The organism is Actinomadura xylanilytica (genome assembly GCF_030283145.1).
Lineage (GTDB): Bacteria > Actinomycetota > Actinomycetes > Streptosporangiales > Streptosporangiaceae > Spirillospora > Spirillospora xylanilytica.
This window is the reverse complement of record NZ_JASNWE010000002.1, coordinates 949080-972026: the sequence shown is the minus strand read 5'-3', so window position 1 is coordinate 972026 and position 22947 is coordinate 949080. Positions and strand designations below refer to the sequence as shown.

Below are 22947 nucleotides of genomic sequence, written 5' to 3'. Positions count from 1 at the left end.
GGTCGTTTACGGATGCCCTCGCCCACTCCCCGATCACTGACGGCCGCCCTCACCGCCGTCGTCGCGCTCGTCCTCGCCGTACCCGCCACCGCCTCCGCCGCGCCGGCCCCCGCCGCGCCCGCGCCTGCCGCACTCGCGTCCGCCGCGACTGGCACGACTGGCACGACTGGCACGACTGGCACGGCCAACGCGGCCGGCCTTGCCTCGGCGTCCTCGACCGTCCCGGCCGCGGTCAGGGTGATCCAGGTCGACGGGGCGGTGAACGTGCGGGACGTGGGCGGCTATCCGGTGCGCGGCGGACGGCACGTGCGGCAGGGGCTGGTCTACCGGTCGGCGTCGCTCAGCGGCGTCACCCCCGCGGGCGTCGCCGCGCTCGGCCGCCTCGGGCTGACCGCCGCCGTGGACTTCCGGGCCGAGATCGAGGCGTTCGGGAGCGGCCCCGACCGGCTGCCCGCGGGCGTCGCCGCCATCGCCGCGCCGATCAACCCCGCCTCACCGGCGCTACTGGATCTTGGGCCCGAACTGCTCAAGGCGATCCTGGCCGAGGACAAGCCCGCGGCACTCGTGGCGCTGTCGTACCGGGGGTTCGTCCACGATCCGGACTCGCGGCGGCGGTTCGCCGCCGCGCTGCGGCGCATCGCGGCCGGCCGGGGCCCGGTGCTCTACCACTGCTCCGCGGGCAAGGACCGGACCGGCACGATGACCGCGATCCTGCTGACCGCGCTGGGCGTGGACCGCGCCCGGGTGTACGCCGACTACCTGCGCTCCAACCGGGAGCTCGCCGAGCAGAACGCTGCCACGCTCGCCGAGCTGAAGAAGTACGGCCTCGACCCGTCCCTGGTCGAGCCGCTGCTGACCGTACGGGCCGCCTACCTGGACGCCGCGTTCGACCAGATCGAGCAGGACTACGGGACCTTCGACGCGTTCCTCACCAAGGGGCTCGGGATCGACGCCGCCACGAAGGGCGCCCTGCGCAGCCGCCTGCTGCGCTGAGGCGGCACCCTCACGGCCCGTCCGGACGCCAAGGGGGCGCCGCCCACCGGCGACGCCCCCGCGGAGTGCTCAACAGAGTGCTCAGCGCTTGACGGGCTCCAGGACCTCCAGGCCCAGGAACTTCTGGAGGGCCTTCGGCACCCGCACCGAACCGTCGGCCTGCTGGTGGTTCTCCAGGATCGCGACCATCCAGCGGGTGGTGGCGAGCGTGCCGTTCAGCGTCGCGACCGGCTGGTTCCTGCCGTCGGCGTCGCGGTGCCGCACCGACAGCCGCCGCGCCTGGAACTCGGTGCAGTTCGAGGTCGAGGTCACCTCGCGGTAGGTCTCCTGCGTCGGCACCCACGCCTCGCAGTCGTACTTGCGCGCCGCGCTCGCGCCGAGGTCGCCGGCCGCCACGTCGATCACCCGGTACGGGAGCTCGACCTTGGCGAGCATCTCCTTCTCCCACTCCAGCAGCCGCAGATGCTCCTGGTGGGCGTCCGCCGGGTCGCAGTAGGAGAACATCTCGATCTTGTCGAACTGGTGCACCCGGATGATGCCGCGGGTGTCCTTGCCGTACGACCCGGCCTCGCGCCGGAAGCAGGACGACCACGCCGCGTACCGCCGCGGCAGCGCGTCGATGATCTCGTTCATGTGGTACGCGGCGAGCGGCACCTCGGAGGTGCCGACCAGGTACAGCTCCTCCTGGGCGAGCTGGTAGACCTCGGCGGCGTGCGCGCCGAGGAACCCGGTGCCCTCCATCGCCTCGGGCTTGACCAGCACCGGCGGGTACATGGGCACGAAGCCCGCCTCGACGGCCTGCTCCATCGCCAGGTTGAGCAGGGCGTACTGGAGCCGCGCGCCCACGCCGGTCAGGTAGTAGAAGCGCGCCCCCGCGACCTTGGCGCCGCGCTCCATGTCGATCGCGCCGAGGCTCTCGCCGAGTTCCAGGTGGTCCTTGGGGGTGAAGTCGAACGCGGGCGGCTCGCCGACGTGTTCGAGGACGACGAAGTCCTGCTCACCGCCGGCGGGGGCGCCCTCCTCGATGAGGTTGGGGACGGCCCTGAGCAGCGCGTCGAGCTCGCCGCCGAGCCGGTCGGCCTCGGCCTCGGCCGCCTTGACCTGCTGCGCGAGCTCCTTGGCGCGCGCCAGCAGCTCCTGCCGCTCGTCGCCTTGCGCCCGGGACACCGACTTGCCGAAACTCTTCTGCTCGGCACGCATCTGCTCGAACGACGTCAGCGCGGAACGCCGCCGTCCGTCCAGGTCGAGCAGGGTGTCGACGACGGCCTCATCCTCACCGCGGGCGCGCTGGGAGACGCGCAACCGCTCGGGATCCTCTCGAAGAGCTCGCAGGTCAATCACAGACCCGAGGCTACCGGTGCCGGGCCCGCTTCGCGCGCGAGTATCGCCCCCCGCACCGGCGGGCCCGGGAAGGCGGTGGTCAGCGGGTCGCGCGGGCCAGCAGGGCGTGGGCGGGCAGGGAGACCTTTCCGTCGGGCCGGACGAACCGGGCGACGATCCCGTCGTAGGCGGCCTTGACGCGGGCGAGGGTCGGCTCGTCCTGCCGCCCGACGACGACGCCGTTGCTGCCGACCCCGCCCAGGGCGCAGGTCTCCCACCACTCGTCCGGATCGACGGCGTGCTCCCAGAGCACGTCCTCGACCTCGACGGCGCTGTAGCCCGCCGCCGCGACGAGCCGCCCGAACGCCGCGCGCTCGCCGTGCTCCAGGAACGGGGCCGGCGGGATGTCGTCCGGCCACGGCACCCCGGCCTCGTCGAGGGCGTCGCGGACCACTGCGAGCGCTCCCACGCCCGGCATCACCCAGCAGGTCAGCGCCAGCCGCCCGGCGGGCCGCAGCACCCGGCGCAGCGCGGTGAGGGCCGCGCCCGGATCGCCCACATGGTTGATCACGAAGTTGCCCGCGACCGCGTCGAAGGACCCGTCGGCGAACGGCACGTCCGGCAGGATCGCGACCCGGGCGTCGAGCCCCGGGACGTTGCGCGCCGCCGTCTCGGCCATCAGCGGGTCGGCGTCCATCGCCGACACCTCGGCGCCGCGCCCGGCCGCCCGCGCCGAGACCACGCCGGGCCCCGTGCCGACGTCCAGGACCCGCGTCCCCGCTCCGACGCCCGCCGCGTCCAGCAGCGGACCGGCGATGTGGTCGGTCAGCCGGGCGAACCCGCGCTCGTACGCGGGCGCGCGTCCCGCCCACAGCTCGCGCTCATAGACATCGAAATCGGTGGCCATCCCGGCAGCATATGGCGCGCGGGCCGATGCGGCGCGGACCCCGCCGGGCCGCCTGGTACCGGTGCCCGGAGTGTCAGGCGTGGCCGGTGCGGACGGCTTCCAGCCAGGCGCCCGCCTCGGTGAAGTCGGCGTCATGGGTGCCCCGGCGGATCTCGGGGCGGGCCTGGTCGGCACGCGGGTAGGACCCCAGGAAGCGCACGTCGGCGCAGATGCGGCGCAGTCCCATCAGCGCCTCTCCCACGCGGGCGTCGTCGATGTGGCCCTCGAAGTCCATCCAGAACAGGTACGAGCCGAGGCCCGCGCCGGTCGGGCGCGACTGGATCAGGGTGAGGTTGATGCCCCGGACGGAGAACTCGGTGAGGATCTCCAGCAGCGCCCCCGGGTGGTCCTCGCCGATGAAGGCGACCACGGTGGTGCGGTCGGCGCCGGTCGGCAGGGGAGAGGGACCGGGGCGACGCAGCGCGACGAACCGGGTGACGGCGTCGGCGACGTCGTGGATGTCCTCGGCCAGGACGGTGAGGCCGTAGCGGGCGGCGGCGAACGCCCCGGCGAGCGCGGCATCGTAGTGGCCGTCGGCGACGTGCTGGGCGGCCTCGGCGTTGGACGTCGCGGCGCGCCACTCGGCATGCGGGGTGTGCTCGCCCAGCCAGCGGCGGCACTGCGGCTGCGCGTGCGGGTGCGAGGCGACGGTCTTGACGTCGGCGAGCGCGGTGCCGGGCCGGACGAGCAGCGCGAACGACACCGGCAGGTGCACCTCGCCGACGATCTGGAGCGGCTCGCCGGTGGACAACTCGTCGAGGGTGGTCGGCACCGAGCCCTCGACGGAGTTCTCCAGCGCGACGACGGCGGCCTCGACCTCGTCGCGGCGCAGCGCGTCGAGCACGGCCGGGACGGTCGCGTACGGCAGGTGCACGCCTCCGGCGGAGTCGGGCAGGGACTGGAGCGCGGCCTCGGTGAAGGTGCCCTGGGGGCCCAGATAGGCGTAGTTCCTGGAACGGCTGTCACCGGTCACAAGATCCCCCGGGGTTCGTGTCGGACGGGCCGCCCGCGCAAGGCGCGCAAGGGCGGGACGAGACGTGAACACGTCTAGTGAACGAGTTTACGGCCCGCCGCAATTCAGGTGGGCCCGGAGGACGGCTCCGGGCCCGTTCAGGCGCTTGTGGAGGGCGTGCGGGCGCCCCCGAAGTCGGGCAGCGGGTCGTCCATGGTGACCACCGGGCCCTTGCCGAGCCGCGCGGCGCGCAGCGCCTGGTTCTCCTCGGGGGAGAGCAGCTCGATCGGATGCCCGTCGCGGACCACCTTGGCGTAGGTCCGGGTCTCGGTGCGCCCGTTGATCGAGCTGATCACCACGCCGGTGCCCCCGGCGTTGACCAGGGCGAGCGAGAACGAGCGGTTGCCCGACATCTCCTTGAGGGCGTCGTAGTGCACGATGGCCAGGTCGCGCAGCGCCCGACCGTCGATGGCACCGCTGGCGACCTGCAACTGCCGGCGGAGCACCTCGGCGCACTCCTCGACGACCTGGTTGGCCCGGTTGTGGGCCACCACCGCGATGGACAGCCCGGCCACCCCGGCCACCAGACCGGCGACGGCCACCGCGACAAGCATCACGGGGCGAGCGTACCCACCTCGGCCCCGCGACGCCCGGCATCCTCCCGATCATCGGCGGCGGCCAGCCGGTTCACCAGCCAGTTGCCCAGCACCAGGATCAGGATGATCGCCGCGGCGCCGAACAGATCCTGGACCACACGCCCGATGAACATTGAGATCAAGCCGTGGTCCGGGCCGAGCAGCCGGGTCCCCCACCAGGGCAGCGGGAAGAGAAAGTAGAGCCAGACGCCCGCCCCCAGCAGACATCTTCGCGTGTCTCGACCATCTCCCACCAAAGCCCCGATGACCGCAATCATCCAGACAAGATGGTGAATCCATCCCACAGGGGACAGCAGGACCGAGAGCAGCCCCACGATCGCGGTCCCGGCGAGGAGCAGGCTGTAGGCGTCCGGGCCGGACAGCCGATCGGCCGCGGCGAGGTAGTCGGTCCCCTCCGCGCGGCCCGTCCCTGCGCGGCCCGTCCCTGCGCGGCCGTCCTTGCCGGCGAGGCGGTCGGCGGCCAAGGTGGCGCGGCGGGCCAGCTTGAAGCCGTAGTACGCCATGAGGAGCGCGAGGATCAGCCACACCAGCGACCTGAACGGGCCCTCCGGCAGGATCCGCGCGACGATGCCGTTGATCGCCTGGTTGGTGGTGCCGTTGACCGCGCCGGTGCGGTCGCCGCCCTCCAGCAGCGCCCCGAACCAGTAGTCGACCGAGTCGGACGGCAGCACCGCGAACGCGCCCAGCGACGCCGCCGCGGCCGTGAACACCGCGTTGCGGGCGGCGTCCCGGCGGCCGGTGATCAGGAAGTAGATGAGGAAGACGCCCGGCACCAGCTTGATCGCGATGGCGAGGCCGATGAGCAGCCCGCGCGGCCACCGCGGCGAGCGAGTGCAGCAGTCGGCCAGGCACAGCGCCATCAGGATCAGCCCGACCTGCCCGAACCTGACCTGGTCGAACACCGGCACCAGCCATGCGCCCGCGCCCGCCAGCACTCCCATGGCGAGCGGCGCCCAGCGCCCGGCACGGCGGATCAGGTCCCGGAACGAGTACCCGATGACGATCAGCAGCGCCCCGTACAGCAGCAGCGTCCATCCCCACTGCGACGCCTGCCAGGGGAGCAGCGTGAACGGCACCGCCAGCAGCGCGGCGAACGGCGGGTAGGTGAACGGCAGGAACTGCGGCGGCTGGGTGAGCACGTCGTAGAGCGGGGCGCCGCGCAGCGCCGCGGCGCCGCCGTCGCGGTAGACCTCCAGGTCGACCAGCCGCTGGTCGGGCGGGTTGCCGAGCCACCGGACGACGATCGGCGACACCGCCGCCACCGCGAGAGCGATCCCGGCCAGCAGAATCAGCAGATCCGCCGGCCTCCCCCACCGTCCCGACCGCGGGGAACCGGGGTCCCCGCCGGCCTCGCTGCCTCCACGCATGCCCTCATCCTCGCGTAAGCGGGCCGCTATGGCCTTCTGAGCCCGCATACTCACCGGGGCCACTGGTCGGGAAGCAGGATAGGCACCGCGAGAACGGACATCGCACCGATTCCGGGCCACTGGAGATCTTCGGCGGCAGTGGTGCACCCTGTGTAACCTGAACCCCATGACGCGGCGGGGGGCAGGCATTGGCATGTTCATCGCCACCCTCATCACACTTTTCACCTGCGTCTCGATCACCCCCGCGCTCGCCGCCGAAAACCCCGCCGCGGCAGGCCGGACACCCGGCGCCGCGGGCATCGAGGGCCGCACGGTGATCATCGGGATTCCCGGGCTGATGTGGAGCGACGTCACCGCCGGCGACACCCCCGAGCTGTGGAGGCTGACCGGGCAGGGGTCGGGCGCCGGGCTGAGCATCCGCACCACCAGGGTGAACACCTGCCCGACCGACGGCTGGCTGACGGTGTCGGCCGGGCAGCGGTCCAGGCTCGCGCACGGCGACTGCGCGCTCCCCTCGTCCCCGATCGTCGCCGGCCAGCCCTCCCCGACCGGCCCGCCGCCCGCGGGCGGCGCCGTCGCGCCCGGCTGGCCCGCCATCAAGGACGACAACGCGCGCACCACCTACCACGCCCAGAGCGGGCTGCTCGGCGACGCGGTCCACACCGCGGGCGGCTGCACGCTGGCGGTCGGGCCGGGCGCCGTGTTCGGGCTCGCCGACGGCGCGGGCCGCGTCGACCGCTACCTCGCCTCCCCCGACAAGGCGACCGCCGAGGACTGGTCGCGCTGCCGGCTCGCCGCCGTCGACATCGACGACATGTTCCGCGCCTACCTGGACGCGGGCGTCGACCCGCACGGCGACCAGGTCCCGCTGGAGCACGCCAAGCGCGCCGCCGCCGCGTCCGCCGTCGACCGCCGCGTCGGGCAGGTGCTGGCCGGGATCCCGGCCGACACCACGGTGCTCGTCGCGGGACTGTCCGACACCAGCGTCCAGCCGCACCTGCGGGTGGCCATCGCGCGCGGCGCCGGCGGGGGAGACCCGGGCCTGAAGTACGGGCCGGGCTTCCTCACCTCCAGCGCCACCCGGCAGCCCGGCATGGTCACCCTCACCGACGTCACCGCGACCACGCTGAAGCTGCTCGGCCTCGCCGACCCCAAGCAGGCCGTCGGGTCGCCCTGGCGGTCCGAGGCCGACGAGGCCCCGACCGCCGACCGGGTCGACTCGCTGGTGGAGGAGGACGTCGCCGCGCAGGCGATCCGCGCCGTCCAGGGATCGTTCTACTGGGTGCTGTTCGGCACCCAGCTCCTGCTGTACGGCATCGCCGCGCTGGCGCTGCGCCGGCTGAACGACCGTCCGCAGTCGCGGGCCCGCATCCTCGGCTGGACGCGGGTGATCGCGCTGATCGGGGGAGCGGCGCCGGGCGCCTCGTTCCTCGCCGGGCTGCTGCCGTGGTGGCAGGCCCTGCACCCCACGCCGGTGCTGATCGGCACCGTGCTCGGGTTCAGCGCGCTGCTGGCCGGGAGCGCGCTGATCGGGCCGTGGCGCCGCTCCCCGATCGCGCCCGGACTGGTGATCACCGGGGTGACTGCACTGGTCCTCGCGCTGGACGTGATGAGCGGGTCCAGCCTCCAGCTCAACTCGCTGATGGGCTACACGGCGCTGATCGCGGGCCGCTTCTACGGGTTCGGCAACCAGGCGTTCGCGCTGTTCGCGGTCGCGGCGGTCCTCACCGCGGCGTGGCTGTCGGAGTACCCGCTGCGGGCGGGCCGCCGCGGGCTCGCCGTCGCGGCCGTCGCGGCGATCGGCGTGTTCGCGGTCGCGGTCGACGGGCTGCCCCCCTGGGGCGCCGACTTCGGCGGCGTGCTGGCGATGGTGCCCGCCTTCGCGATACTCGGCATGATGGTCGCGGGCAAGCGGGTCTCGCTGTGGAAGCTCGGGCTGTTCTGCCTGGCCGGCGCCGCGCTGGTGCTGGCGATCTCGTACCAGAACTCGCACAGCGCCAACCCGACGCACCTGGGCCGGTTCTGGCGCGACCTGATGTCCGGCGACGCCGGCGACGTCGTGGCGCGCAAGTTCACGGCGATGATCAGCAGCCTGGGCTACTGGCCGTTCACGATCGCGCTCGCCGGGGCGGTCGGCTTCCTGTTCTTCGTGCTGGCACGGCCGGCCCGGTGGCGGGTCTCGCTGCTGCACAAGGCCTACGAGCACAGCGAGACGATGCGTCCCGCGATGCTGGGCGCGCTGACCGTGGGGGTGGTCGGCACGCTGGCGAACGACTCCGGCGTGGTGATCCTGTCGGTCGCGTTCAGCCTGGCGATCCCGCTGATGCTCGCGGCGAGCGTCCGGTCGCTGGAACTCGATCTCGACGCCGAAGGCAGATCGCGATCAGAGCGCCCAGAACCGCCGTCAGTGCCAGCGGAATGACCCACGGCCGCACCACGGTGAACAGCCACGACAGCGAGTCCGGCATCCCGATCCGGTGCGGCGCCCGCGCGGGCAGGTAGGCCAGGCTCAGCACGCCGGTGTGGGCGAGCAGCGGCCAGTCGATCCGCGACCAGGGGAGCAGCGCCAGCATCGCCCAGGCGAAACCGTCGTACCAGGGGAGCTCGTACGGCGCGGCGAACAGCCAGGCGAGCACCAGCGCCGCCGCGATCCGCCGGCTCTCCCCCGCCTCGTCCTCGCCTGCCGGACCGCCGGTGAGCGCGCCGCGTCCGGACGCGGCGGCACCGGGCTCGCGGGGCAGCGCGCGGGCCAGCAGCACGGTCAGCACCACCGCCAGGGCCACCGAGCAGAGCTTGATCAGGTCGCGCTGGCCGCCCACGCCGAGCGCCCGGTCGACCAGCCGCCAGGGGGTGGCGAGCGAGACCATGTTGCTCGACTGGTTGACCTGGTCGAGGGAGTTGGGGCCGCCCAGCGCGAACGCGATCGCCGCGACCGCCGCCGCCCCGCCGAACAGCCCGGCCAGCCGCAGCAGCGCGCCGCGGTCGGTGCGGGCCCGGCGCAGCAGCGCCCAGGCGGGCCCGCCGCCCACCAGCGCGGCCGGGAGCTTGACCGCCGTCGCGGCGCCGACCACCGCGCCGGTGGCCAGGGCCCGCCAGCCGCTCGCGCGGGGACGGGCCGCGAAGAGCGCCACGGCCGCGACCATCGGGGCGATCGCCAGGACGTCGTTGTGCGCCCCCGCGACGAGGTGGAGCAGCACCAGCGGGTTGCACGTCCACAGCAGCGCCGTGCGCAGCCGCCGCTCGCCCGTGCGGGACGTCCGGTAGAGGATCAGCGCGGTCAGCGCGAACGCGAGCGTGTTGAGGATCGAGAGCACGAACACCGTCAGCCGGACCGACCCGTCGCCGAGCCAGGAGGCGAGCGCCTGGCCGCCCGTGGTGATCGGCCCGTACACCGACGGTGTCCTGCGCCACTCCTCCGGTGCGCCGATCACCGGGTCGCCGGGCACGTCCACGGCCCGGGTGGCGTACGGGTCGTGCCCGGTCACCACCATCCGGCCGTAGGCGGCGTAGTTGAGGTGGTCGGACGATCCGATCGGCGGCATGAACGCGAACAGGGCCGCGACCAGCAGCCCCGCGGCCACCAGCGGGACCGGCCGGCACCGCCAGCCGCGGCGCACCGCGTCGAGGCACAGCCCGAGCCCGGCCGTGCCGGCGATCACCCCGGCCACGACCAGCGCGACCACCAGGAACGGCGACGGGTGGACGGTCAGCGAGTACGGCGGGTGCGCGCGGTCGCCGGACAGCGCCGGCTCGAAGACCGACGGCCCGAGGAACGCGGTGAGCAGGAAGCACGCGAGCCCCGACCCGATCGCGATCAGTCCGGCGGTCCCCTGCCGCGCGCCCGCCACCGGTCCCGTGCCGCCCGTGACATCCGCGCCGGCTTCCACGACGTCGTCGACCTCTACGCCGTCGGTGCCGTCGCCGTCCTTCCCCGCGGGCCCCGGAGCGGGGCGCGCGGAACCGGCGCGGGCGGCCCGGGACCGAATCACCGGAGGCGGAGGCCGCGCAGTCGGGCCAGTCCTCCGGCGACGGCGGGCTCGCGCGTGGCCAGGGCTCTGGTGACGTCGCGGAACTGCCGGGCCCGGTGCGCCTGCGCCCGCCAGTCGGTGCCGGTGGCGCGGTGCGCCAGCGGCACCTCCACCTCTCTCACCCGGAAGCCCTTGCGCAGCAGGTCGATGGTGAGGGCGGTCTCGACGCCGAACCCGGCGGCGAGCGGGCGGGCGGCCTCGAACGCCTCGCGGGTCAGGCAGCGCTGCCCGTTCAGCGGCTGGGTGGCCTCCCAGCCGGTGGCGCGGCGGATGCCGTCGCGGGACAGCCGCACGACGAAGCCGTGGCCGCCGAGCTTCACCGTGCTGGAGAAGGCCGCGATCGTCATGTCGGCCTCGCCGCTGCGCACCGGCTCGACCAGCGGCGCCGCGGCGCCGGCCGTCTCGGCCAGGTCGGCGTCGAGGAAGAGCAGGTGGCGCTGCCGGTCGTCCTCGGCGCCGAGGAGCCGGACGGCCTCGGCGCCGCTCTCCATCGCGGCGCCCTTGCCCCGGTTGCGGCTGTGCCGGACGACCCGTGCCCCGGCCTGCTGCGCGGCGCGGCCGGTGCCGTCGGCCGAGCCGTCGTCGACGACCACGACGAGGCCGGCGCCCGGCAGTTCCAGTGCGGCCCGCACGGTGTCCCCGATACGGTCGGCTTCGTCCTTGGCCGGGATGATCACGGCTACGTCCTGCATATCGCGATCGTAGTGCGCGCGGCCCGATGCCGCCGGTGACCCGCCGTCCCCCGGCGCGCGGGACGCGCGGGGACGGACGCAACGGCGACCCGCGGGGGCGCTGCCCCACGGGTCGCCGGTCGGTTGCGGACGGTGGCGGACGGTTGCGGTGGGTACGGTGGGTCGGCTCGGCTCCGAGGGCGGCCCGTCAGGGCGTCGCGCTCGGACGGATCAGCCCGCGTCCAGGGCCGGCACGGCGTCGCACACGGTGAAGACCGAGTCGAGCCCGGTGACCTGAAGGATGCGCTTCACGGCCGGACGCGGCGCGGCGAGTTCGAGCGCGCCGCCCTGCTCCTTGAGCCGCTTCATCGCGGCCAGCAGCACGTTCATGCCGGTCGAGTCGCAGAACTCGACACCGCTCAGGTCGACCACGATGCGGACGACCTGATCGCGCAGCAATCCCGCGAGCGCGGCCTGTAGCCGGGGCGCGGTGTACAGGTCCAGCTCGCCGGTCGCTGTGACGACGGCGTGACCTCCCTGAGACGCGGTCGTGACATTTAGCTCCACGTCCGGCACACTACCGGCCCGGCGGCGGCCGGGCCAGGCTGCCGCCACGGTCCGTGTGGCGCGGTCGTGTCCGGACCGTGCCACCGCTCCGCACCCCTTGCACGCTTTGTGTACTACGTACGGTTATGTCGCGCACACATCGCACCGGCCGGCCGCTCGGCGTCCCGATGGGGCCGCCGGGCGTCCGGCAGGGACCGCCGGACGTCCGGGCCGGGCCGCCCGGCGACGCCCCGCCCGCCCCTGGCGCCCGCCTCCACGAGGCCCCCTCACGATCTGCGTGTTTCCCCGCGCCGGGGCACCGAGTGAGAGAAGCTGAGCGAGTGCGACGGCGGCACGGCCAGACCGCGAGCGACGCGCGGCCGGCGATCGGGCAACGGGAGGTGCGGCGCGTGTGAAGGCCGAACGGCGGACCGATCCGCGGGAGACCCGGCTGCGCGAGCGCCTCCAGACGATCCGGGCGCGCTCGGAGAAGTCCAACTCGTGGCGCGCGTCCACCCAGTACCTGTCCCGGCTGGTGAACCGGACCGGGTTCGTGCCGATCAGGACCCGGCTGTCCCGGGAGGACCTGACCTTCCTCGCGGGCGCCCGGGACGAGGTGATCACGTTCGCCGACCTCGGCATCCGGCTGCTCGACCTGCACCGGCCGCAGGAGTCGGGCGGCATCTCCAGCGACCCCGACCAGCCGATCCGGCGCTGCCGCGCGTGCATGTGGCGCTGGCCCTGCCCCACGTTCCGCGCCATCGACGAGTCCTTCGAGCGCTGACCGCCGCCGGGCGACCCGGCCCCAGCGGCCACCCCGAGAAGAGATAAAGGTCACTCTTTCGGGTCGCCACGGACACCGCCGCCGACCTGCCGTCAGGCCATCGGCGCAGGTCAGACCATCACCGGGAGACAGACCTCGAAGCGGCAGCCCGGCGCCGCCGCCGGGGTGCGGGCGGTCTCGCCACGAAGGCCGCGTCGAACACGCGGGCAAGGTCGTCCGCCGAAATTCCGCGATGGTCTGTTAAATGGGCTGATGCCCAGATCCCGACCGGCCTCCCCGATGGGCGCGGTGATCGCGCTCCTGCTGTTCGGCGGCGCCGTCGCCACCGGCCTGTCCATCGTGATGACGTTCTTCCGCGTCTACCAGTCGCCGATCGCGCTGGGCCTGCGGTCCTCCACCGGGTACTACGTGGCCGAGTGCGCGCTGGTCGGCCTGTTCACCGCGGTCGGGGTGCTGTTCACCCGGCCGCGCGCCGCCGTGCCGATCGCCGCGGCCGTGGCGGCATACGTCGCGCTGGGCGTGGGCGAGCGGATCGGCAGCGCCGGCTACGTGCTGCTCATGCACCGCGACCTGCCACCGGAGTGGATCATCAAGTCGGCGGCCGATCTGCACTTCTACGCCTGGGACCTCGTCGCGGTCGGCACGGCCGGCGTGCTGGTCGGCCTGCGGTTCGCGATCGCGGCATCCGGTGGACGCGGCGCGTCCCAGTCCCAGTAGTCCCAGCCGTTTCCCCGGAGGAACGGGCTTCGGGCAGGGCTCCGCCCCGTTCGACCAGGGGACCCGCGCGGGGGTGGACATCAGGGACGCCCTCAGGGTCGATCTCCGCCGCTAGGCGGGTCCGGCCCGCTCCAGAGTCCTCCCGGAGTGTGATGACGCCGGACGGGCGACCGCATAGGTTGGGGACATGGCTCGGACAATCCTGACAATCGTCGGTGTAATCCTCGCGTTGTGGCTGGTCGTCTCGGTCATCGGCGCGATCTTCTCGATGCTCAAGCTCTTCTTCTTCGTCGGCCTGGTGGCCGTGGTGGTCGTGCTGGTCGTGTCGCTGATCACCAAGTCCGCCAAGAAGGGCTAGGTCACAGGCGCGGGTCAGCGGGACGAGGGGGCCGACGGCGGGCGGAAGCGGATGACGGCGGTCACGGGCCGGTGGTCCGAGGCGTGCGTGGCGACGGCCGGGACGCCGCAGGAAATGCCGGCGGCCTTGGTCGTGAAGAGGTAGTCGGTCTTCTCGGTCGCCTCGCCCCGCCAGTTCTGCGCGGTGCCCGCGCCCGCGCGGGCCGTCCCGGGACCCTGGTCGCACTCGGCGTAGGCCCGGTAGAGGGGGTCGAGCGTCGTCCCGTCGGGCCGGTCCGCGAGATCGCCGCCGACGATCACCCTGCGGGCCCCTTCCAGCGCGGTGGTCAGGCGGTGCACCTGCTTGCGCCGCCAGTCGCCGCTTGGATCGTCGTCCCAGCTCGAGGAGCTGAACTGGGTGCTGCACAGCCGGGTGCTCCACGACTCGACGTCGCCGCAGACCGCGACGCGCTCCTGGCGGGACGGCGCGGGCAGCGGGACGATCTTGACCCCGGTGAGCGCCGCCTTGGTGCCGATCGCCACCCCCGGCCGGCCCTCGCCGTTCGCGCAGGTCCGCGACTTCCCGGACGGCGCGAAGGTCCAGCTCCACGCGCGCAGCGACGCGGCGTGCTTGAGCGCGGTCACGTGCCCGGCGCACACCTCCTGGAGGAGGACGGCGTTGGCCTTGACCCGGCGCCCGCCGACCTCGTTGGCGTCGATCTGCGCGGGGATCCGCTTGACCAGCTCGGCCGGCTTGGAGCCGAGCGGGCAGCCCGGCTCGGCGTCCCCGCAGACGTTCCAGGTCATCGTGGTGACCGTGGCGGCGGCCACCTTCTTGCGCGCTCCGTCGGCATGCGCCGGTCCGACGTCGGGCAGGCCCTCGATCGCCGCGCCGGCACCGGCGACAGCCACCACCGCGGCGGCGCCGCAGACGGCGAGCAAGGGGATCAGGGCGCGGGGGGCTCGCACACGTTCTCCATGGATGGGATCAGCGGGGATGATCCCCGAAATCTCACCACATGGGGATCGCATCCGCCAGCCGTTCGCGACTGACCGGTCACTCTAGGCCGAAGTATTTCAGACCGGACAGCTCGCGAATATCGGCCACTCCCCGCCTCGAGCCCGGTGGAGCGGGAACCGATCCCCGTCTCCACCGGGCCCTGAGGCCGGTCAGTCGAGCAAGGCGACCACCGTGCCGGCGCCGACCGTCCGGCCGCCCTCGCGGATCGCGAAGCCGAGCCCCTCGGTCATCGCGACCGGCTTGCCCAGCTCGACGGCCATGTCGACGCCGTCGCCGGGCAGCGCCATGCCGCCCTCACCGAGGTCCACGTCGCCGACCACATCGGTGGTGCGGAAGTGGAACTGCGGCCGGTACCCGTGGAAGAACGGCCTGCTCCGGCCGCCCTCCGCCGCGGTGAGCACCCGCACCCGCGCACGGAACCGGGTGTGCGGCCGGACCGCGCCCGGCGCGCTGATCACCTGGCCGCGCCGGACCTGGTCCCGCTTCACCCCGCGCAGCAGCATCGCGGTGTTGTCGCCCGCCTCGGCGTGCTCCATCGACTGCCCGAACGTCTCCAGCCCGGTCGCGACGCTGCCGAAGGTGTCGCCGAGGCCGACCACCTCGACCGCGTCACCGGTCCGGACGGAGCCCTGCGCGACCACACCGGTCACCACGGTGCCGCGCCCGGTGATGGTGAGCACGTTCTCCACCGGCATCAGGAACGGCCGGTCGAGCACCCGCTCCGGCACCGGCACGTACGCGTCGATCGCGTCGAGCAAGTCGACGATCCGCGCCGTCCAGTACGGGTCGCCCTCCAGCGCCCGCAGCCCGGACACCCGGATCACCGGCACCTCGTCACCGGGGAACCCGTACTCCGACAGCAGCTCGCGGACCTCCAGCTCGACCAGGTCGAGCAGCTCGGGGTCCGCGGCCATGTCGGCCTTGTTGAGCGCCACCACGATGTGCCGGACGCCGACCTGGTGGGCCAGCACGATGTGCTCACGGGTCTGCGGCATGGCGCCGTCCTGCGCCGAGACCACCAGCACCGCGCCGTCCACCTGCGCCGCACCCGTGATCATGTTCTTCACGTAGTCGGCGTGACCGGGCATGTCCACGTGGGCGTAGTGCCTGGTCGCGGTCGCGTAGTGCACGTGCGCGATGTTGATGGTGATGCCGCGGTCGCGCTCCTCGGGGGCGCGGTCGATGCCCTCGAACGGCACCGCGGAGGCCAGCCCCCGCCCGGCGAGCACCTTGGTGATCGCCGCGGTCAGGGTGGTCTTGCCGTGGTCGACGTGGCCCATCGTCCCGATGTTCAGGTGGGGCTTGTCGCGCTCGTAAAGCTGCTTGGCCATGGTTCTGCGTCCTCACGCGGTTCCGGCTGGAAGGTGAGAACCCGCCCGCGAGCGCGCTCACGCGCCCGCGGTTCCCGACCACCCCCCTCCGCTGGTTCTCCGGAGGTGGGACGGAGAGGGGTCAGCTTCGTGCGCCGTCGACGACGGTCGCGCCTGCCGCCGCTGCCGCCACGTGGGAGGCAGCCGGCACCGCGCTCAGCAGACCGAGGTCTGCGAGCGTACGGGTGCCGGCTGCGAGGAACATGGTCCTGAGGGTACGAGCCGCCCCACCCGAAGTCCACGGATTTTCCGACCGGCACCCCTTTCCCAAATGGTGGCATAGGTCCGGTCATGGGGGTTCTGGTCGATCAACGGGCACCTAGACTCGCGACTGTGACGGAAACGGCGGGGCGCACGCATCGGGTGACCAGCGAGGTCGGACGACTCCGCACCGTCCTGCTGCACCGTCCGGGAGCGGAGCTCAAGCGGCTCACCCCGCGCAACAGCGACCAGCTCCTGTTCGACGCGATCCCGTGGGCGGGACGCGCCCAGGAGGAGCACGACGCGTTCGCCGAGGCGCTGCGGGAACGCGGCGTCGAGGTCCTCTACGTGACCGAGCTGCTCCAGGAGGCGCTGGAGTACGAGGAGACCCGCGACGAGGCCATCGCCCAGGTCGTCGGCGACCCGCGCCTCGGCGACCAGCTCCGCCGGGTGGTGGACGGCCATCTGCGCGACCTCGACCCCGAGAACCTCTCGCACACGCTGATCGCGGGACTGGCACACGAGGAGCTGAAGGCCGGGCACGGGCTGGTCTACCGGCTGATGGACCGGCTCGACTTCATCATCGACCCGCTGCCCGGCCTGCTGTTCACCCGCGACAGCAGCGCCTGGATCGGCGACCGCGTCGCGGTGACGAGCCTGGCCATGCCGGCGCGGCGCCGCGAGTCGGCGCTGACCGGGCTGATCTACGCCCACCATCCGCGGTTCGCGGGGGTGCGGCCGGTGTACGGCCCGTCCCTCGAACCCGTCGAGGGCGGCGACGTCATGCTGCTCAGCCCCGGCGTGATCGCCGTCGGCACCGGGGAGCGCACCACGCCCGCCGGGGTCGAGCGGCTCGCCCGGCAGGTGTTCGCGGCCGGGCTGGCGCACACCGTCCTCGCCGTGCCGATCGCGCAGGAGCGGGCCACGATGCACCTCGACACCGTGTGCACGATGGTCGACGTCGACACCGTCGTCATGTACCCGCCGGTGGCCCATTCGCTGACCGCGAGCACGGTCACGTCCGCCGGCGGCGACCTGCGGGTGGCCGAGCCCCGCCCGTTCCTGGAGGCCGCCGCCGAGGCGATGGGCCTGGACCGGCTGAAGGTCATCGACACCGGCCTGGACCCGGTCACCGCCGAGCGCGAGCAGTGGGACGACGGCAACAACACCCTCGCGGTCGCGCCCCGCCTGGCCGTGGCCTACGAGCGCAACATCGAGACCAACGCGCAGCTCGAGGCGGCCGGCATCGAGGTCATCCGGATCAGCGGCAGCGAGCTCGGCACCGGCCGCGGCGGTCCCCGCTGCATGTCCTGCCCCGTCCTCCGCGACGCACCACCGTCCTGACCTGCGAAAACACTCTTCCAAGAGCCGGGAACGCGAAAGCCCCCGGGCGCTTTTGGGCGCCCGGGGGCCGCGAAGTGGATAGCTCGGGCGGTGTCGACGGGGGCACGACAGCGCCCGAGCTTGAGGAGGACCATACAAGGTCGGACGGTGCTGAATCTAGGCGGGGTAGGCCCGGGTCGAGGAGGCGGCTCCGCGCCGGGTGCCGCCGCAGAGGTCGGCGTCGGGCACCTCGGCCGGACCGGTCGGCCCGCCCGCCTCCGGCAGCACGGCGTGCGCAGCGCTCGGCGGCATCGACCCGTTCGCGCCCGCGAGGTGCGGGGCGCGCAGCACGGCCCAGACCGTGGTGGAGCCGTTGTCGTGCCGGACCCCCCAGCCCTCGGAGAGCGCCTCGACGATGCCGAGCCCGCGTCCGCCGAGGGACGACAGGGTGCCCGGCCCGCGGCGCGGCTCGGTCATCGCGCCGCCGTCACTGACCTCGACCTCGAGCAGGTCGTCGCGGCGCGTCCAGGACACCCGGATCTGCCCGGAGGGCAGCGGCCTGGCGTGCCGCAGGGCGTTGCTGAGGAGCTCGCTGATGATGACGCTGGCGTCGTCGACGACGGATTCGAACACCCCGGAGGCGACCAGCTCCGAGCTGAGGCGCTTGCGGGCGACCGCGACGCTGGACGGTGCGTGTGGCAGCAGTACGACGCTCGACGCCCTCACCTCCTCATGCTCCCGGCTGCTCGACCGAGTCCCGTCACCGTTGTTCCGGTACGACCGAAATGCCCTGAAGGAGCCATCCGGAAACCTGGACAAAACAGTTTGCCACTCGCACAACGAGCGACCGACCCTCCGGTCACGGCGGTCACCCCCTGCCCGTGGCCCGTAACGGAACCTCGTCACCAACGGCGAACAACAAAGGATCTATCCAGCCAACGGCGGATTACTCCTCACGCGCACGTTTCGTCCGTCACACCCCCGCGGCACCGTACTTTTCCGCAGGGTCACGCCCGCACTCCTGTCAAGATCACGTAAACACACCGTACCGGCCCTCGGTTTGGCCGGTTCCGGCCTCGGCCCGGGACGGTCACCCCGCGTCCCCGCCGCATCACCCGCCCCATCCCGTCCAGAAACGGCCGGACGGTCTCAGCTCGCGCGTTCGAGGACCAGCCGCATGCAGGTTCCGCCGCCCGCGCGGGCGGACGGGGGGTCCGCCGGGCGGGCGCTGATGCTGCCGCCCTGCGCCTCGGTCAGCCGCTTGACGATGTAGAGCCCGAGCCCGATGCCGCCGAAGCGGCGCCGGTCGCCGGCCTCGCCCTGGACGAACCGCTCGAAGATCCGCTCGTGGTCACCGGGGGCGATCCCGACGCCCTCGTCCACCACCGTGACCACCAGGTCGCGGCCCTCGAGGCAGGCGCGCACGCGGACCGTCCCGCCGTCCGGCGAGTACTTGAACGCGTTCTCCAGGAGCTGCCCGAGCACGATGTCGGTGGCCATCGCGTCACCGCGCGCGGGCGGCAGGCCCGGCGCGATCTCCAGCTCGACCCGGTGCACCGGCGACAGCGACCGGAACCCGCCGACCACGCCCTCCAGCAGCCGGGCCAGGTCGAACGTCTCGACCGTCACGGCCAGTTCGTCGGCGCCGGCGCGCGAGCCCAGCAGCAGGTGCTCGACGAGCCGGCCGAGCGACTGGGCCCGCTCGGCGATGGTGGCCACGGCGGCGCGGCGGTCGCCGTCGGCCAGCTCGTCCCACCGGTTGACCAGCGTGCTCGCGAAACCCTGCACCACGGTGATCGGGGTGCGCAGCTCGTGGCTGGTGGTGGCCAGGAACAGGTCCTTGGCCTCCTCCAGCGCCTTGGCCTCGGACACGTCGCGGAAGTCGACCACCAGCTCGCCGGTCTCCTCGATCTCGGCGGCCAGCACGTTCAGCCAGATCCCGGACGGCAGCTCGACGGTGAGCATCTCGCCGAGCGCGGGCATGTCGAACGGCAGCTCGCGCCCGATCGCCTCCTCCGCCGGGACCCCGGTGAGCGCGTGCGCGGCGGGGTTCCACTGGAGGACGACCCGGTCGCGGCCCAGCACCGCGATGCCGTCCGCGCTGGAGTCGATCACAGCGCGCTCGTGCGCGCGCTGCCGGACGACCTCGGCGTACGCGACGGCGTTGCCGACCGCGACCCCGGCGTGCCCGGCGAGCAGTTCCAGCAGTTCGAGCTCGGTGTGCCCGATCCGGCGGCCCGAGAACAGCGCGTAGAGCGCGCCGTACGGCCTGTTCTGCAAGTAGGACAGGCCGAGCGCGACGGTGTGCAGGCCGGGCAGCTCGGACCAGATCAGGTCGCCCAGCCGCCGCTCGCCGGTGGCGAGCTTCACTGTCTTCCCGGACCGCAGCAGCTCCCCGACCAGGCTCGGGCGCAGCTCGGCGCTGCTGCCGCGCATGTGCTCGGGCAGTCCCGTCATGCTGACCAGGCGGAGCCGGTCGCCCTCGATCCGAACGAACCCGGCCGCGTCGGCGCCGGTCAGCTCGATCAGCGCGCCGGTGATCCGGTCGAGCACGACGGCCAGGTCGAGCTCGGCGTTGAGGTCGGCGATGATGTCGTTGAGGCGGCGCACCAGGCGGGCCCGCTCGGCCATGTGGTGCTGGACGCCCTCGTCCTCCTCGACCGGGTGGTAGACCCCGACCCAGCCGAGCAGCGCGCCGCCCGGATCCTTCAGCAGGCTGGTGTCGATGCGCACGTCGATGAGGCGCCCGTCGCGGTGGAACCGGCGGGTCGCGATCGAGATCTGCCCGCCGTCGCCCGTACCGCCCGCGCCGCCCGTACCGGTCCCGGTGCCCTCGGCCGCTTCGCCGCCCTCACCCGGACGGCGAGTGAGCAGCCGTTCCTGCACCGCGTTGTGCTCGGCCTGGAGCTCGTCCGGCACGATCGGCGGCACCCGGCCCAGCATCTCGGCGGCCGTCCAGCCGAACATCCGCTCGGCCGCCGGGTTCCACACGGTGACGCGGTAGTGGTGGTCGACGGCCACGATCGCGTCGGCCGCGCTCTGGATGACGGCGCGGGCGATCGGGTCGTGGGCGTGGTACTGCACGAGGCAATCGTGCCATCGCATCCCGAACGGCGCTGGTCAACGGCCACCGAAAGGTTTCCACCGCGCGGCGCCCGCCGCCGGAGGAACGCCACATCAGCGCGCGGCGCCCCGCACCCGGCCGATCAGGACGGCAGCCAGCCCCGCGACCAGGAACGACAGCAGCGAGGCGCTCATCCAGCTCTGCGGGGTGAACCGCAGCGCGTCCTGGACGCCGGTCCAGAACCCCGCCCACCGGCTCACCGTGCCCGGGTTGATCAACTGGTAGGCGACCACACCGATCACCCAGGCGATGATCATCCCCCACCGGGACGGCGCGGCGCGCGAGCTGTCCCAGCGCCCGTCCCGCCCCCGGCCGAGGAAGAAGTCGGCGGCCAGCACGCCCAGCATCGGCACGAACACCGATCCGATGAGCGACAGGAACCCGGCGTAGTCGCCGATGTCGAGCAGCAGCGCCAGCACGGTGATCCCCGTGCCGAGCCCGATCGACAGCACCCGGCGGTCGGCGCGCGGGAACAGGTTCTGGATCGAGACGGCGGTCGAGTAGACGTTGGCGAACGACTGGTCGGCCTCGCGCAGCACGAACACCGCGAACAACGCCGCGCCGAGCGCGACGTGCAGGAACGGATCGTAGATCCGGCCGCTGTCGCCCGCCACCAGCGCCAGCGCCAGCAGCCCGAGGACATAGGCGACGATCTGGGTGACCGAGTAGCCGATCGCGGCGGCGCCGAACGCCCCGCGGGCGCTGCGCGCGTGCCGGGTGTAGTCGGCGGCGACCGGCACCCACGAGATCGACACCGCGAGCGCGGCGTCGGCGCCGAGCCAGAACCCGCCCCACGAGCCCTCGGTCAGGTCGGGCAGCGGCTCACGCAGGAGCTGCACGTAGAAGTAGACCAGCGCGATCATCACCGCCACCGTCACGTACCGGCGCAGCATCCGGACCGAGCCGAGCGGCCAGATCGTCAGCACGGTGGTGAGCACCCCGGCCGCGACCACGTACGACCAGCGCGGGACGCCGTCCCACAGCGCGCGGGCCGCGTCGGCGATGACGATCAGCTCGAACGTCCCCCAGCCGATGAGCTGCGCGATGTTGAACACGGTCGGCACGTACGACAGCCGCGCGCCGAACAGCCCGCGCAGCAGCACCATCGCGGGCTGCCCGGTGCGCGCGCCGGGCGCGGCGGCCAGCCCCAGCATCAGCCCGCCGAGCACGGTGCCGACGGCCATCGCGACGATCCCGGCGGCGATCGACAGCGTCGGCCGGCCCGCGCCGTCCGGCGCCAGCACGGTGTAGGCGCCGGAGAACGCGAACAGGCTGACCCCGAGATTGGCCCAGAACGCCCCCTGGTCCCAGAAGCCGAGCACCTTCGGTGCGGGCTCGTCGAGGGTGTAGGGGACCTCGTCCTGAGGGCGCGGCTTCACAGCGGACGACATGGGACACACTCCCTACGCCGGCATTACCCGGACAGGTTCATGCGGTCGGCGACGCCTTGAAGATCGCCCTCTCAGCCCGTTCGGCACGAGCTCCCGCGGATAGTCGGTCGGCACCGATCGTACAACGCACGGCAAATCGCGGCCTGGCCGCGGTCGGCACCCGGCCCGCCGGCCCCGCTGCGGCGGACGTCCGGCCCGCCGGCCCCGCCTCGCCGGACGTCAGGCGATGAAGGGGGGCGGGCCGTCGCCGCCGTTCTCCACCGGACGGCCGAGCTCGGCCCATCGCTTCATGCCGCCGTCGACGTTCTTGGCCAGCCAGCCGGCCTGGTTCAGCGCCACCGTCACCTGCGCCGACCGTGCCCCCGAGCGGCAGATCACGTAGACCTCCCGGTCCTGCGGCACCTCGGCGGCGCGGTCGCCGAGCCTGCTCATCGGGATGTGGACCGCCCCGGGCGCGTGGCCCGCGTCCCATTCCTCCTGCTCGCGCACATCCAGCAGGTAGGCGTCCTGCGGAACGTCCGCGGCGTCCACCGCCGGCACGTCGTCCCCGAAATTCATCACACCCCCATGGAACCGCGCGGACCCCTGCCGCGTCGAATCACTTATGCGGTATCGGACGCTCCTTTTCACCACGCCCGGCCTGGCCATGATCATGTCATTGGCGGCCTGCGGCGACGAACAGGCCGCCGGTCCAGCCGACCGGCCCTCGGCCACCACGTCCGTCCGGCCGTCGGAGAGCCCGGCGGCCGAGAACAAGCTGACCGTCCAGGTCAGGGCCTCCGCGGAGGCGCCCGCCAAGACCTGGACCCTCGGCTGCGCCCCGGCGGGCGGCGACCATCCGAAGGCGGACCAGGCGTGCGCGGTCCTCGCCAAGGCGAAGGCCCCGTTCGCGGCGCCGCCGAAGAACCAGATGTGCACGAAGATCTACGGCGGCCCGGAGACCGCCACGGTGAAGGGCACGTGGCAGGGCAAGCCGGTCGACGCCAAGTTCACCCGGGCCGACGGCTGTGAACTGCATCGCTGGAGCGGGCTGGCCCCGCTGTTCGGCGGCGTCCCCAAGGTCCGCTGAACGAGCCGTCCCCGTTTCGGTTCGTTTCAACCAGAGGGTCTCGGTCATGGACGGCCGGGACCCTCTTCCGTCGCCGCCCTGTCGCCGTCCCGACGGCGCCCCTCGCCGGCCCGTCATCCCTGCGCGGGCCGC

General features: G+C 73.3%; 21 protein-coding genes and 1 riboswitch. Of the genes, 7 read left to right on the top strand and 14 right to left on the bottom strand.

Going from position 1 to position 22947, the window contains the following annotated elements; translation table 11 throughout:
• Positions 1-12: 12 nt before the first annotated feature.
• Positions 13-993, top strand: a complete 981-nt coding sequence (locus QP090_RS15620) for a tyrosine-protein phosphatase (RefSeq protein ID WP_285939584.1) — start codon at positions 13-15, stop codon at positions 991-993.
• 81 nt (positions 994-1074) lie between these two features.
• Here QP090_RS15620 and serS read toward each other — a convergent pair whose 3' ends face one another.
• The 5 genes from serS to QP090_RS15595 all read right to left on the bottom strand — a co-directional run bounded on the left by serS (position 1075) and on the right by QP090_RS15595 (position 6234).
• Positions 1075-2334: a serine--tRNA ligase gene (serS, locus tag QP090_RS15615; protein WP_285939583.1), complete on the bottom strand. Its 1260-nt coding sequence runs from the start codon at positions 2332-2334 to the stop codon at positions 1075-1077.
• 79 nt (positions 2335-2413) lie between these two features.
• Positions 2414-3220, bottom strand: a complete 807-nt coding sequence (locus tag QP090_RS15610; protein WP_285939582.1) for a class I SAM-dependent methyltransferase — start codon at positions 3218-3220, stop codon at positions 2414-2416.
• 73 nt (positions 3221-3293) lie between these two features.
• Complete coding sequence (pheA, locus tag QP090_RS15605; protein ID WP_285939581.1) at positions 3294-4232, bottom strand: prephenate dehydratase; 939 nt, start codon at positions 4230-4232, stop codon at positions 3294-3296.
• A gap of 137 nt (positions 4233-4369) precedes the next feature.
• Positions 4370-4825 carry a DUF4446 family protein gene (locus QP090_RS15600; RefSeq protein ID WP_285940094.1) on the bottom strand — a complete coding sequence of 152 codons (456 nt, stop codon included), beginning with the start codon at positions 4823-4825 and terminating at the stop codon, positions 4370-4372.
• Complete coding sequence (locus QP090_RS15595) at positions 4825-6234, bottom strand: glycosyltransferase 87 family protein (protein WP_285939580.1); 1410 nt, start codon at positions 6232-6234, stop codon at positions 4825-4827. Before QP090_RS15595 ends, QP090_RS15600 begins: the two co-directional genes overlap by 1 nt.
• A gap of 166 nt (positions 6235-6400) precedes the next feature.
• Here QP090_RS15595 and QP090_RS15590 point away from each other — a divergent pair, with 166 nt between their 5' ends.
• Complete coding sequence (locus QP090_RS15590) at positions 6401-8656, top strand: hypothetical protein (protein ID WP_285939579.1); 2256 nt, start codon at positions 6401-6403, stop codon at positions 8654-8656.
• Here QP090_RS15590 and mptB read toward each other — a convergent pair.
• The 3 genes from mptB to QP090_RS15575 all read right to left on the bottom strand — a co-directional run bounded on the left by mptB (position 8538) and on the right by QP090_RS15575 (position 11500).
• On the bottom strand, positions 8538-10121 hold the full coding sequence (gene mptB / locus QP090_RS15585) for a polyprenol phosphomannose-dependent alpha 1,6 mannosyltransferase MptB (protein WP_285939578.1): 1584 nt from the start codon (positions 10119-10121) through the stop codon (positions 8538-8540). The two genes, QP090_RS15590 and mptB, sit on opposite strands and share 119 nt — an antisense overlap.
• Positions 10122-10219: 98 nt before the next feature.
• Positions 10220-10954, bottom strand: coding sequence for a glycosyltransferase family 2 protein (locus tag QP090_RS15580; RefSeq protein ID WP_285939577.1), 735 nt, complete (start codon positions 10952-10954; stop codon positions 10220-10222).
• 210 nt (positions 10955-11164) lie between these two features.
• A complete protein-coding gene (locus tag QP090_RS15575; protein ID WP_285939576.1) occupies positions 11165-11500 on the bottom strand; it encodes an STAS domain-containing protein in 336 nt (111 codons plus the stop codon).
• Positions 11501-11891: 391 nt separating this feature from the next.
• Between QP090_RS15575 and QP090_RS15570 the strand changes: the two genes are divergently transcribed.
• From QP090_RS15570 to QP090_RS15560, 3 genes are all read left to right on the top strand, one after another.
• Positions 11892-12263: a hypothetical protein gene (locus QP090_RS15570; RefSeq protein ID WP_285939575.1), complete on the top strand. Its 372-nt coding sequence runs from the start codon at positions 11892-11894 to the stop codon at positions 12261-12263.
• 252 nt (positions 12264-12515) lie between these two features.
• The gene (locus QP090_RS15565) at positions 12516-12980 is read left to right on the top strand and encodes a hypothetical protein (RefSeq protein WP_285939574.1); all 465 of its coding nucleotides are present in this window, start codon (positions 12516-12518) and stop codon (positions 12978-12980) included.
• Between the two features lie 187 nt (positions 12981-13167).
• Complete coding sequence (locus tag QP090_RS15560; RefSeq protein WP_285939573.1) at positions 13168-13338, top strand: hypothetical protein; 171 nt, start codon at positions 13168-13170, stop codon at positions 13336-13338.
• Between the two features lie 14 nt (positions 13339-13352).
• Here the strand turns inward: QP090_RS15560 and QP090_RS15555 are convergent, their stop codons facing one another.
• On the bottom strand, positions 13353-14285 hold the full coding sequence (locus QP090_RS15555) for an endonuclease/exonuclease/phosphatase family protein (protein ID WP_285939572.1): 933 nt from the start codon (positions 14283-14285) through the stop codon (positions 13353-13355).
• 201 nt (positions 14286-14486) lie between these two features.
• Positions 14487-15668 (bottom strand): elongation factor Tu, encoded by a 1182-nt coding sequence (gene tuf, locus QP090_RS15550; protein WP_285939571.1) that lies wholly within the window; start codon positions 15666-15668, stop codon positions 14487-14489.
• 372 nt (positions 15669-16040) lie between these two features.
• Between tuf and QP090_RS15545 the strand changes: the two genes are divergently transcribed.
• Positions 16041-17252: an arginine deiminase gene (locus QP090_RS15545; RefSeq protein ID WP_285939570.1), complete on the top strand. Its 1212-nt coding sequence runs from the start codon at positions 16041-16043 to the stop codon at positions 17250-17252.
• 156 nt (positions 17253-17408) lie between these two features.
• On the opposite strand, the gene QP090_RS15540 is transcribed toward QP090_RS15545, so the two are convergent.
• The 4 genes from QP090_RS15540 to QP090_RS15525 all read right to left on the bottom strand — a co-directional run bounded on the left by QP090_RS15540 (position 17409) and on the right by QP090_RS15525 (position 22304).
• The gene (locus QP090_RS15540) at positions 17409-17957 is read right to left on the bottom strand and encodes an ATP-binding protein (protein WP_285939569.1); all 549 of its coding nucleotides are present in this window, start codon (positions 17955-17957) and stop codon (positions 17409-17411) included.
• 423 nt (positions 17958-18380) lie between these two features.
• Positions 18381-20315, bottom strand: coding sequence for a sensor histidine kinase (locus QP090_RS15535; RefSeq protein ID WP_432763044.1), 1935 nt, complete (start codon positions 20313-20315; stop codon positions 18381-18383).
• A 93-nt stretch (positions 20316-20408) separates the two neighbouring features.
• Positions 20409-21746 carry a purine-cytosine permease family protein gene (locus QP090_RS15530; protein ID WP_285939567.1) on the bottom strand — a complete coding sequence of 446 codons (1338 nt, stop codon included), beginning with the start codon at positions 21744-21746 and terminating at the stop codon, positions 20409-20411.
• Positions 21739-21853: riboswitch (TPP riboswitch) on the bottom strand. Its footprint overlaps the gene before it by 8 nt.
• Positions 21854-21965: 112 nt before the next feature.
• Positions 21966-22304: a rhodanese-like domain-containing protein gene (locus QP090_RS15525; RefSeq protein WP_285939566.1), complete on the bottom strand. Its 339-nt coding sequence runs from the start codon at positions 22302-22304 to the stop codon at positions 21966-21968.
• 46 nt (positions 22305-22350) lie between these two features.
• On the opposite strand from QP090_RS15525, the gene QP090_RS15520 reads away from it, so the two are divergent.
• A complete protein-coding gene (locus QP090_RS15520; RefSeq protein ID WP_285939565.1) occupies positions 22351-22815 on the top strand; it encodes an SSI family serine proteinase inhibitor in 465 nt (154 codons plus the stop codon).
• Positions 22816-22947: the final 132 nt, after the last annotated feature.